This window comes from Streptomyces sp. NPDC007875 (assembly GCF_042868035.1).
In the GTDB taxonomy this organism is placed as follows: Bacteria; Actinomycetota; Actinomycetes; order Streptomycetales; family Streptomycetaceae; genus Streptomyces; species Streptomyces antimycoticus.
In genome coordinates this window covers 140219-150463 of record NZ_JBIADZ010000003.1, presented here as the reverse complement: position 1 = coordinate 150463, position 10245 = coordinate 140219, and the positions used below count along the sequence as shown (strand labels likewise).

The window sequence follows — 10245 nt, the reverse complement described above, 5'->3', positions numbered from 1 at the left end:
CCCCGCACCATTTCCACGAAAAGCTTGTGCACCCGGTGGTCACCCGTCAGTTCGGGGTGGAACGAGGTCGCCAGGACATTGCCCTGCCGGACGGCGACGGTGTGCCCGTCGAACGTCGCGAGCACCTCGGCACCGCCGCCCACGGACTCGACCCACGGCGCGCGGATGAAGACCCCCTCGACCGGGCCGCCCTCGATGCTCTCGATATCGACCCGGGCCTCGAAGGACTCGTTCTGACGGCCGAAGGCGTTGCGGCGCACGATCATGTCGATGCCGCCGATGGTCTCCTGGTCGTCCCGGCCGTCGAGGATCTTGTCCGCGAGCATGATCATGCCCGCGCACGTACCGTACACCGGCATTCCGGCCCGGACCCGCTCGCGAAGCGGCTCCAGCAGCCCGAAGATGACCGCCAGCTTGGACATGGTGGTCGACTCGCCCCCCGGGATCACCAGGGCCGCGACCTCGGCGAGCTCCTCGGGACGGCGGACCTGCCGGGGCGTGGCCCCGGCCGCGGTGAGCGCGGCGAAATGCTCGCGGACATCGCCCTGGAGGGCGAGCACACCGATCACGGGCGCGTCGGGGGTGGACGTGGTCGGCAGGGAAGCAGTGGACGACGTAGTCACGGAAGCGAAGACCTCTCGAACGTCAGGAGCACCACGCGCCGGGCCGGGACGCCGGGCGCGTGGTGCCATGTGGTGCCGTGCGGGCGCCGGCTACCAGCCGCGGCTGGCGTAGCGCTCGGACTCGGGGAGGGTGTCGCAGTTGATGCCGACCATGGCCTCGCCGAGGTCCCGGGACGCGTCCGCGATGACCTTGGGGTCGTCGTAGAAGGTGGTGGCCTTCACGATCGCGGCGGCGCGCTTGGCCGGGTCGCCCGACTTGAAGATGCCGGAGCCCACGAACACGCCCTCGGCGCCCAGCTGGCGCATCAGCGCGGCGTCGGCCGGGGTGGCGACACCGCCGGCGGAGAACAGCACGACCGGCAGCTTGCCGGTCTGCGCGATCTCGGCGACCAGCTCGTACGGGGCGCGGATCTCCTTGGCGGCCGCGTAGAGCTCGTGGTTGTCCAGGCCGCGCAGGCGGGCGATCTCGCCCTTGATCTGACGCAGGTGGCGGACCGCCTCGACGACGTTGCCGGTGCCGGCCTCGCCCTTGGAACGGATCATGGCCGCACCCTCGGCGATCCGGCGCAGCGCCTCGCCCAGGTTGGTGGCTCCGCAGACGAACGGGGTGGTGAAGGACCACTTGTCGCTGTGGTTGACCTCGTCGGCGGGGGTGAGGACCTCGGACTCGTCGATGTAGTCGACGCCGAGCGACTGCAGCACCTGCGCCTCGACGAAGTGGCCGATCCGCGACTTGGCCATGACAGGGATGGAGACGGCGCCGATGATGCCCTCGATCATGTCCGGGTCGGACATCCGGGCCACGCCGCCGTCCTTACGGATGTCGGCCGGCACCCGCTCGAGTGCCATGACCGCGACGGCACCGGCGTCCTCGGCGACCTTGGCCTGCTCGGGGGTGACGACGTCCATGATCACGCCACCCTTGAGCTGCTCGGCCATACCGCGCTTGACGCGGGCGGTGCCGGTCGCGGGGGCGTCGGAGTTGGGCGTGCTGGCGGGCGTGATGGACACGTTTGACCTCACTCGATAATGAAAAGTGCGATGAGCCCATCGTAGGGCCGTTCGATACCGGAACATGACCCGGCCATCTGGTCCAGGTCACGAGCGTGTGTGCTACACGAATGACAAAAGCGACTCGGGGCGGGGCTCGGCAAGGGCCAATCGAAGGCCGGTGGCTCGAAACAGCCGGTGAATCCTCAGTGCGCGGAAGGGGTCAGGGCGCGGGCTCTTGCGCCGACGCACCGCACGGCTTCCGTCAGCGGTCGGCCTCCTCGGCGCCCGGCACCCGCCCGAGGGCCGCCGGGGGCTCGTCGTCCATCTCGAAGGCGAGCGGAAACGGGGCGTGACCCGCCAGCCGGAACCAGCGCACCGTGCGATGGCGGCGCAGCGCCCGCGCCGCGCGCACCGCGTCGTTGTGGAACCTCCGGGCCATCGGCACCCGGCGCACCGCCTCCGTGAGCTCCCCCAGCGCGTCCTCGCCGCCCGGCGCCTCCCGTACCGCCTCGGCCTGGGCGCTGTCCTGGAAGACGGCCCGCAGCGCCTGGCTCAGCTCGCTCTCGGCGACCTCGCGGTGCTCCTCCTCGGACTGCCGGGAGGCGTGCGCGGCCTGGTACAGCACGATCGACGCGGCCGGATCGAGCACTCCGGCGGTGGCCAGCTCCTGTGCGACGGAGGCACGCCGCAGCAGCTGCGCGTCGAGTGCGGCCCGCGCCGCGTCCAGCCGGCTGTGCAGCCGGTCGAGGCGTCCGGCGGTCCAGCTCAGGTAGACGGCGATGACGACCAGCGCGACCGCGATCCAGATCAAGGTGCTCACGGCCCGCCACGCTACCGCCTGCCGCCCCAGGAGTCCGGGGTGGAGACCTCACGCCGGAGTCGCTCGGTGCGGCCGTGTACGGCGCCGTACGCCCCTCCCGGGCCGACCCGGGAGCTACTAGGGTCTGGCGAGCCCCAGACGCGCCCACAGCCGCGTACGGTCGTCCGCGGCCACGGACGCCGCCCCGTCCGTCACCGTCTCGTAGACCGCGAGAATGTCCGCCCCCACCGTCGACCAGTCGAAGCGGCGTACGTGCCGACTGCCCCGCTCCCGCAGCTCGGCCAGCCGCTTGTGGTCGCCCAGCAGGCGCACCGCGGCCGCCGCCAGGGCGTCGGCGTCCTCGCTGGCGAACAGCTCACCCGCCGCTCCCCCGTCCAGCACCTGGGCGAACGCGTCCAGATCGCTGGCGAGGACCGCGGCCCCCGCCGACATGGCCTCGACGAGGATGATGCCGAAGCTCTCGCCGCCCGTATTGGGCGCGACATAGACATCCACGCTGCGCAGCAGCCGCGCCTTGTCCTCGTCGCTGACCATCCCCAGGAACTCGACGCGCTCCCGCAGCGCCGCCGGCAGAGCGGCCACCGCCTCCTTCTCGTCGCCGCGCCCGGCGATCAGCAGCCGCGCCCCCGGCCGCGCCTCGAAGATCTTCGGCAGGGCGCGCATCAGCACCGGCAGCCCCTTACGGGGCTCATCGATCCGGCCCATGAAGCCGATCGTCTCCCCCTGCCACTCCTCCTTCGGCTCGGCGTCGGCGAAGAAGTCCACATCGACGCCGTTGGGAATGACGACCGCGTCGCCGCCGAGGTGCTCCACCAGCGTCCGGCGCGCGTACTCGCTCACCGCGATGCGCGCGCTGATCTTCTCCAGCGCCGGCTGCAGGATCGGATACGCCGCGATCATGGCCCGGGAGCGCGGATTGGAGGTGTGGAACGTCGCGACGATCGGCCCCTGGGCCGCCCAGCAGGCCAGCAGCCCCAGCGAGGGCGAGGTCGGCTCGTGGATGTGGATGACGTCGAAGCCGCCGTCGTGCAGCCAGCGGCGCACCCGCGCCGCCGACAGGAAGCCGAAGTTCAGCCGGGCCACCGAGCCGTTGTACGGCACCGGCACGGCGCGCCCGGCCGAGACCACGTACGGCGGCAGCGGCGTCTCGTCGTCCGCCGGGGCCAGCACGGAGACCTGGTGGCCGCGCCGGATCAGATGGTCGGCCAGATCGCGGATGTGGAACTGGACGCCGCCTGGGACGTCCCAGGAGTACGGGCAGACGATCCCGATCCTCAAGGCTTCTCCATTCCAGGACTTCCGGGACCGCGATCCAGATCCGCGAGCCACAAGCGCTGCAGCATGTGCCAGTCCTCCGGGTGCTCGGCGATCCCCGAGGCGAAGGCGTCGGCCATCTCCTGGGTCATGACGGCGGTCCGCTCCGCGCGGTTCCCGTCCCCGGGCACCTCGACCGGCGGGTGCACCCGCCCGCGCATCACCGGCGACTCGTCGTACCAGAGGGTCACCGGCAGCAGCAGGGCACCGGTCTGCAGGGCGAGTGCGGCGGGCCCGGCCGGCATCTTCGCCCGCTCGCCGAAGAACGACACCTCCACGCCCGAGGCCGACAGATCGCGATCGGCCACCAGGCACACCAGACCGCCCGAGCGCAACCGCCGCGACAGCGTCCCGAAGGCGCTCCCGCCCTGGTGCGGCAGCACCTCCATGCCCAGCCCCTCGCGGTAGGCCACGAACCGGTCGTACAGCGACTCCGGCTTCAGCCGCTCCGCGACCGTGGTGAAGGGCACCCCCAGATGTGTCGTCACCCAGGCCCCGGCGAGGTCGTAGTTGCCCATATGGGGCAGTGCCAGGACCACGCCCCGGCCCTCGGCGAGACCGTCCACCAGATAGTGCAGGTCCTTGACGTCGAAGCCGCTCTGTATGCGCTCGGGGCTCCACGCCGGAAGCCGGAAGGACTCCATCCAGTAGCGCAGATACGAGCGCATGCCCGTCCGCGACAGTTCGGCCAGCCGCCGGGGCGAGGCGTCCGGGACCACCCGGGCCAGATTGGCCTCCAGCCGCAGCACGCCCTTACCGCGCCGCTTCCACGTCTCGTCGGCAATGCGCTGCCCGAGGCGCACGGCGACCGGCTCCGGGAGCTTCTTGACCACGCTCCAGCCGAGCCCGTACAGCGCGTCGGTCAGCCTGTCCTTCACCGCGTCTCGCCCCCCTGGGGCACCGCCCGCTCCTCGGCGTCCGCCTCGGCGGCCTCCCGGCGCACGGTCACCACCCGCTGGACGAGGGTCACCGCGCTGCCGACGGCCACGATCCACAGCGCGATCGGGAGCAGGATGTCGATATGCGGCACGCCGAACTTGTGCAGACCCGAGAAGCCGCAGGCCACCAGGGAGATCACCAGCCGCTCGGCGCGCTCCACCAGCCCGTTGACGTTCACCGGCAGCCCGATGCTCTCGCCGCGCGCCTTGGTGTACGAGACCACCTGGCCGCTGGCGAGACAGAAGATCGTCACCGCACACAGCACATTGTCGTCCCCGCTGCCCGCGTACCACAACGCCAGACCGCCGAAGATCGCGCCGTCGGCCACCCGGTCCAGCGTGGAGTCGAGGAACGCGCCCCAGCGGCTGGAGCGCCCCAGCTGCCGCGCCATATTGCCGTCGACCAGGTCCGAGAAGACGAACAGCGTGATGACGACCGTTCCCCAGAAGAACTCCCCCTGGGGATAGAAGACCAGTGCGCCCGCGCACACGCCGGCGGTGCCGGTAAGGGTCACCGCGTCGGGGCTGATCCCGAGACGGATGAGCAGGGCGGCGAACGGTGTGAGAACACGCGTGAAGAATGCACGCGCGTACTTGTTCAGCATGGCCTTCCCGGGGGGTCGATACGGGCCGGATGGTCAAGAGGCCACCGGCGCGCCCATCGTAGCCACGCCCCGGAGGGGCGCCGTGCACCTGTCGGACAGCTCCGTGACCCCACGCGTGCTACGGCCGCATGTGTGACGTATGGACGCACCGTTACGGCGGTGGAAAGCTCGAAGTATCGCAAGGTGTCGACCGGGAGGCGAGACACATGGGCGACAAAACGAGTACGCACCCAGGGGCCGCCGGAAGGGCAGCGGCGGCCGACCGGCCCAGCTCCCTGCGGAATGTGGTTCTGGTCGGCCACAGTGGGACCGGAAAGACGACGCTGGTGGAGGCTCTCGCACTGGCGACGGGCGCGGTCAACCGGGCGGGCAGAGTCGAGAACGGCGGCTGCCTCTCCGACTACGACGAAATCGAGCACCGGCAGCAACGTTCGATTCAACTGTCCCTGGTCCCCGTCGAATGGGGCGGGATGAAGATCAATCTCCTGGACACCCCCGGCTACGCCGATTTCGTCGGGGAACTCAGGGCCGGTCTGCGAGCGGCGGACGCGGCCCTTTTCGTTGTCTCGGCCGCCCAGGACGCCCTGGGCATCACCGGGGCCACCCGCATGATCTGGGACGAGTGCGCCGCGGTCGGAATGCCGCGCGCCATCGTGATCACCCATCTGGAAGCGGCCCGCGCCAGCTTCGAGGAGATGACCGAGCTGTGCCGGGAGAGCTTCGGCGGCGACGACCCCGACGCCGTACTGCCGCTCTACCTGCCGCTGCGGGGCGAGCCGGGGCCCGACGGGCACGCCCCGGTGACCGGCCTCATCGGGCTGCTCACCCAGCGGGTCTTCGACTACTCCTCGGGGGTGCGCACCGAATCGCCGCCCCGGGAGGACCAGCTGCCGCTGGTCGAGGAGGCCCGCGGCCGGCTCATCGAGGGGATCATCGCCGAGAGCGAGGACGAGACCCTCATGGACCGCTATCTCGGCGGTGAGGAGATCGACGTCAAGACGCTGATCGAGGACCTGGAGAAGGCCGTCGCACGCGGCAGCTTCCACCCCGTGCTGGCGGCGGCGCCCGCCGCGGAGGGGTCCAAGCAGGGTCTGGGCACCGTCGAACTGCTGGACCTGGTGACCGGCGGCTTCCCGTCCCCGCTGGAGCGCGAGACGCCCGCCGTCACCACCCCGCAGGGCGCCGCACGCCCGCCGCTGAGCTGCGATCCGGACGGCCCGCTGGCCGCCGAGGTGGTCAAGACCTCATCCGATCCGTATGTCGGCCGGATCTCCCTGGTGCGGGTCTTCTCCGGCACGCTCCGCCCCGACGAGACCGTCCATGTCTCCGGCCACGGTATGGAGGACCGCGGCCATGAGGACCACGACGTGGACGAGCGGGTGGGCGCCCTGTCCGCGCCCTTCGGCAAGCAGCAGCGCACCCTCGCCCAGGCCATCGCGGGCGATCTGGCGTGCGTGGCCAAGCTGACCCGCGCCGAGACCGGCGACACGCTCTCGGCCAAGGACCAGCCGCTCCTCATGGAGCCCTGGCAGATGCCCGATCCGCTGCTGCCCGTGGCCATCCGGGCACACAGCAAACCGGACGAGGACAAGCTGTCGCTGGGCCTGTCCCGGCTGGTCGCCGAGGACCCGACGATGCGCCTGGAGCAGAACCCGGACACCCATCAAGTGGTGCTGTGGTGCCTGGGCGAGGCCCATATGGACGTCGCGCTGGAACGGCTGCGCAGCCGGTACGGGGTCCAGGTGGACGCGGTGCCGTACAAGGTCTCGCTGCGCGAGACCTTCGCGGGGAAGTCGGCCGGGCGCGGCCGCCACGTCAAACAGTCCGGAGGGCACGGCCAGTACGCGATCTGCGAGATCGAGGTGGAGCCGCTGCCGGAGGGCTCGGGCATCGAATTCGTGGACAAGGTCGTCGGCGGCGCGGTGCCCCGGCAGTTCATCCCGTCCGTCGAAAAGGGCGTGCGTGGCCAGGCGGCGCGCGGTGTCGCGGCCGGCTACCCCCTGGTCGACGTGCGGGTCACGCTGCTGGACGGCAAGGCGCATTCGGTGGACTCCTCCGACGCCGCCTTCCAGACGGCGGGCGCGCTCGCACTGCGCGAGGCGGCTGCCGACGCCCGGATCGACCTGCTGGAACCGGTGGTGGAGCTGGGCGTGCTGGTCTCGGACGACTATGTCGGCGCCGTCATGAGCGATCTGTCCGGCCGGCGCGGCCGGGTCGTCGGCACCGAACAGTCGGGCGGTGGACAGACTCTGATCAAGGCGGATGTGCCGGAGATCGAGATTGGCCGGTATGCGGTCGATCTGCGATCGCTGTCGCACGGCACGGGACGATTCAGCCGCTGCTACGCCCGGCATGAGGCGATGCCCCATCAGCTGGCCGAGCGGATGCGCGAACAGGTCGCCGCCGAGGCGTAGTTCACGGCCCGCCCGTGGCGTATCTCACGGTCGGTCCAGGGCGTATTTCACGGCCCGCCCGCCCCCACCGCGCCGGGGCGGGCGGGCCTTTGCCGTCCGCCGTCCAGCGGCGGGCCCGCGGGTGGCCTTCTGCACGAGTGTTTTCCACAGGCCGCACACGCACTGGCGACAGGCGGTGCACACCCCGGATACGCTGAGGTCGCAGCGCAAGAGCGTGCCGTATTGGGGGCGTTGGTGACGGACGGATTCGACTTCAGTCCCGGGGCGCAGGTTCCCCTCTCGGGAGCGGCGGGACAGACGGCAGCGACCCAGGCACTCGCCTCGGCCGCCTACCGCGACGACCCCGTGGCAAAGTTGCTCGACGCCAATTCGGAGTGGACCGTCTCCGAGGTCAAGGCGCCGAAAATGTCGCTCTTCGAGCCGAATCTGGGCGAGGCGTTCGCACGCGCCGTCCAGACGAGAATGCTCGGCGGCGGCCGGGGCCAGGTGATCCAGTCCTTCGGCATAGAGCCACAGACGGTCGTCGAGCACTGTCTGGCCGCCAACCGCATCCGCAAGACCCGTGACGCCCGGCTCACCGCCGTCATGGTGATCTTCGGGCTGCTGTTCCTGCCCGGGACGCTGCTCTGGCTCGGCGTCTTCCAGCTGCGCCGCTCGGTCGCCGGGGCGCAGGACAAGCGGATGGGAGCACTCGGCACCGCGCTGCTGGTGGCACTCGGCGTGATGGTCCTCATCTTCCTGATCAAGCTGCCCTTCGGCGGATTCTGGGGGATATACCTGCGCGGCGTCGTGGTCGCCCCGGTCATCGGCTGGTACATCGCCAAGCAGATCTGCGAGCGCACCGCCAAGGAGCTCCGGGACTCCTGGGGCGGGCTGCTCTCGGGCGGCGGCATCGGCGCCAAGGTGCCCGAGACGGTGCCCAACCACCCGGGCCAGACCGCCGCCGAGGAGCTGCGCAAGGCGCTCCACAAGCTCACCGCCGAGCAGCACAGCAATGTGGTCTTCTACGCCGGTCCCAAGGGCATATTGGGCATGGGCACCCGCTGGGGCAGCTGGCAGCTGGCCGAGGACCTGGTCTCGGCCGACCCCGGCAAGGAGATCGACCCCTTCCGCAGCTGGGACGTCATACGGGCGATCCATGACCAGCTCCGCATGCTGGAGCGCACCCCGCTGCACACCGGCGGCTTCCCCAAGCCCTCCGTGCGCCACTGGGTGGTCTCACCGATCGGCGAGGGAGCCAAGTCGGTCGAGCGCGGTGGCACCTCCGAGGAGGAGGGCTTCCAGATAAAGGGCGTCGAGCTGCAGCGGATCTGCGACAAGCAGCAGTTCGGCGCCGGCGACCGGCACTATCTGGGTGTGCAGTTCGTGCTCTGGGACGGCCAGTTGGTGATCACCCTGATGATCACGGTGACCTTGCTGCACAAGACGCTGCGGATCGAGGTCACCGGGCATGCGCTCGGGCCGATCCATCCGCTGTTCCACAACAAGCCGTCGGCGCCCAGCAAGACGGTCGCCAAGACCTTCCGGTTCTGGGAGACCAAGTCCATCCCGCTGCCGCTGGTGAACGCGAAGGAGGTCGTGCGGCTGACCGCGCGCGCCCCCTTCACCTGGTATCCGCCGATACTGGACCATCTCGGGGGCAAGCTGGTCCTGCCCGAGCCGTTCGGTCTGCGGCACGCCTGGGCCGACAAGCCCTGGCGGCACCGCTTCATGGCGGACGACGCGCTGCGCACCGCCACACCGGTGCTGCGGGTGGTCCATGAGGCGGCCCTCGGGGTGCTCAAGCACCACGGCGTGGACACCGAGCGCTTCGGCAACCGCTCGCTGGCGCTCAGCGGCCAGATCCAGGAGGCGGCCCCGAAGAAGGCCGACCTGTACGACGCGTAAGCCGCCGTACGCACCGCATGAGGAAGGCCCAGGCCATGCGGCCGGGGCCTTCCTCATGCGGTATGCGGCTTGGCTATGCCTGGGCCTGCGGCCAGGCGTCGGCCAGCAACTGACGGGTGTCGGCGAGGAGTTGCGGCAGCACCTTGGTCGTGCCGATGACGGGCATGAAGTTGGTGTCCCCGCCCCAGCGCGGCACCACATGCTGATGCAGATGCGCCGCGATCCCGGCTCCGGCGACGGTGCCCTGGTTCATGCCGATGTTGAAACCGTGCGCACCCGAGGCGGTACGGAGCGCGGTCATGGCGGCCTTGGTGTATTCCGCCAGCTCGATCGTCTCCTCGGCGGTGAGCTCGGTGTAGTCGGCGATGTGCCGGAACGGGACGACCATGAGATGGCCGCCGGTGTACGGGTACAAATTGAGCACGGCGTACACGGAGGCGCCTCGAGCGATGATCAAGCCATCCTCGTCCGACTTCTCCGGAATGGAGCAGAACGGACAGCCATCGCCCGCGCCCGGGCCGGTCGGCTTGTTCTCCCCCTGGATGTAGGCCATCCGATGGGGCGTCCACAGGCGCTGGAACGCGTCAGGCGTCCCCACTCCGATCTGCTGTTCCGGCTCACTCGTCATGCGGGCCAGCATATTCGCCCGGC

9 protein-coding genes are annotated in these 10245 nt (G+C 70.5%); 2 read left to right on the top strand and 7 right to left on the bottom strand.

The features are described from left to right. The 6 genes from pdxT to pgsA all read right to left on the bottom strand — a co-directional run. Nucleotides 1-623: pyridoxal 5'-phosphate synthase glutaminase subunit PdxT (gene pdxT, locus ACFYOY_RS07645; RefSeq protein WP_388585466.1), on the bottom strand; the 623-nt coding region annotated here is incomplete at its 3' end. A 90-nt stretch (nt 624-713) separates the two neighbouring features. Next, entirely contained in the window at nt 714-1634 is a 921-nt protein-coding gene (gene pdxS, locus ACFYOY_RS07640; protein ID WP_014056223.1) for a pyridoxal 5'-phosphate synthase lyase subunit PdxS, read from the bottom strand. A gap of 244 nt (nt 1635-1878) precedes the next feature. After that, nucleotides 1879-2436 carry a hypothetical protein gene (locus tag ACFYOY_RS07635; RefSeq protein ID WP_351902679.1) on the bottom strand — a complete coding sequence of 186 codons (558 nt, stop codon included), beginning with the start codon at nt 2434-2436 and terminating at the stop codon, nt 1879-1881. 117 nt (nt 2437-2553) lie between these two features. Continuing rightward, the gene (locus ACFYOY_RS07630) at nt 2554-3714 is read right to left on the bottom strand and encodes a glycosyltransferase family 4 protein (protein ID WP_351902676.1); all 1161 of its coding nucleotides are present in this window, start codon (nt 3712-3714) and stop codon (nt 2554-2556) included. Beyond that, on the bottom strand, nt 3711-4628 hold the full coding sequence (locus ACFYOY_RS07625) for a phosphatidylinositol mannoside acyltransferase (protein ID WP_351902673.1): 918 nt from the start codon (nt 4626-4628) through the stop codon (nt 3711-3713). The genes ACFYOY_RS07630 and ACFYOY_RS07625 overlap by 4 nt, the downstream gene beginning before the upstream one ends. Then, a complete protein-coding gene (gene pgsA / locus ACFYOY_RS07620; RefSeq protein WP_216343862.1) occupies nt 4625-5293 on the bottom strand; it encodes a phosphatidylinositol phosphate synthase in 669 nt (222 codons plus the stop codon). Before pgsA ends, ACFYOY_RS07625 begins: the two co-directional genes overlap by 4 nt. Nucleotides 5294-5499: 206 nt before the next feature. Between pgsA and ACFYOY_RS07615 the strand changes: the two genes are divergently transcribed. Further along, nucleotides 5500-7707: an elongation factor G-like protein EF-G2 gene (locus ACFYOY_RS07615; protein WP_351902669.1), complete on the top strand. Its 2208-nt coding sequence runs from the start codon at nt 5500-5502 to the stop codon at nt 7705-7707. Nucleotides 7708-7941: 234 nt separating this feature from the next. Further along, nucleotides 7942-9594: a hypothetical protein gene (locus tag ACFYOY_RS07610; RefSeq protein WP_351902666.1), complete on the top strand. Its 1653-nt coding sequence runs from the start codon at nt 7942-7944 to the stop codon at nt 9592-9594. 73 nt (nt 9595-9667) lie between these two features. On the opposite strand, the gene ACFYOY_RS07605 is transcribed toward ACFYOY_RS07610, so the two are convergent. After that, nucleotides 9668-10234: an HIT domain-containing protein gene (locus tag ACFYOY_RS07605; protein WP_364008986.1), complete on the bottom strand. Its 567-nt coding sequence runs from the start codon at nt 10232-10234 to the stop codon at nt 9668-9670. Nucleotides 10235-10245: the final 11 nt, after the last annotated feature.

Excerpts from the sequence above, each read along its gene's own strand:
- pgsA (WP_216343862.1), bottom strand. The coding sequence starts at position 5,293 with ATGCTGAACAAGTACGCGCGTGCATTCTTCACGCGTGTTCTCACACCG.
- ACFYOY_RS07605 (WP_364008986.1), bottom strand. The coding sequence starts at position 10,234 with ATGCTGGCCCGCATGACGAGTGAGCCGGAACAGCAGATCGGAGTGGGG.
- ACFYOY_RS07615 (WP_351902669.1), top strand. The coding sequence starts at position 5,500 with ATGGGCGACAAAACGAGTACGCACCCAGGGGCCGCCGGAAGGGCAGCG.